Source organism: Pseudomonas parakoreensis, assembly GCF_021602155.1.
GTDB lineage: Bacteria > Pseudomonadota > Gammaproteobacteria > Pseudomonadales > Pseudomonadaceae > Aquipseudomonas > Aquipseudomonas parakoreensis.
In genome coordinates this window covers 1-678 of the sequence record NZ_BQHY01000069.1, presented here as the reverse complement: position 1 = coordinate 678, position 678 = coordinate 1, and the positions used below count along the sequence as shown (strand labels likewise).

The window sequence follows — 678 nt, the reverse complement described above, 5'->3', positions numbered from 1 at the left end:
AGGGAGGCCTTCTGATGCCCTCAGCATTCCCGTTCAGTCAGAGCGTGGTGAACATCATTGCCACAGGCCGATTCATGCCGGTGTACGCGGTGCAGCTCGACTTCGTCGACGGCATGGTCTTCGCGCACACCGGCACCGGCGACCTGGTGGTCGACGGCATCACCTATCAGGGGGTGGGCAGCTTCGGCCAGGTCAGCCAGTCGCAGGAAAGCGACAACTCCGGCTCGCCGATGTCGGTCGAGCTGACACTCAGCGGCCTGGATGCCTACATCCTCTCCGAGACGAACGTGCGCGGCTGCCGCGGGCGGATGGCCAAAGTTCTGTTCGTTGTGTTCGACGAGGCCGGCAACTACGCGGCGGACATCCTGTTTTCTGGCCGGATGGACGCAGCCAAGTTCTCATTCGCCGGCAATGGCCAGGACGGCAACAGCATCACTGTACCCGTGGTTGACCGGATGGCTGAATGGAGCCGCACCGGTACCGAGCGCTTCACCGACGAAAACCACCGCGCGCGCCACGACGGCGACCGGTTCTTCTACGCCATCGCCCAAATGTCCGAGTGGCCCATTTACTGGGGCTCGAAGAAGGACGCACCGACATTCACCTATGGAAGTTAGCCATGCGCTACCGAGACTGGACAACCCGTCTGAACGACGTGATCAAGGCCGCCCAAGAGCG

1 protein-coding gene is annotated in these 678 nt (G+C 62.4%); it reads left to right on the top strand.

Annotation, left to right across the window (positions count from 1 at the left end):
• Positions 1–14 precede the first annotated feature (14 nt).
• Positions 15–617, top strand: coding sequence for a hypothetical protein (locus L6D63_RS28425; RefSeq protein ID WP_236170515.1), 603 nt, complete (start codon positions 15–17; stop codon positions 615–617).
• The last annotated feature ends 61 nt before the right edge of the window (positions 618–678 follow it).

Bases quoted from the DNA above. Each gene is read 5' to 3' on its own strand.
- L6D63_RS28425 (WP_236170515.1), top strand. From the start codon at position 15: ATGCCCTCAGCATTCCCGTTCAGTCAGAGCGTGGTGAACATCATTGCC.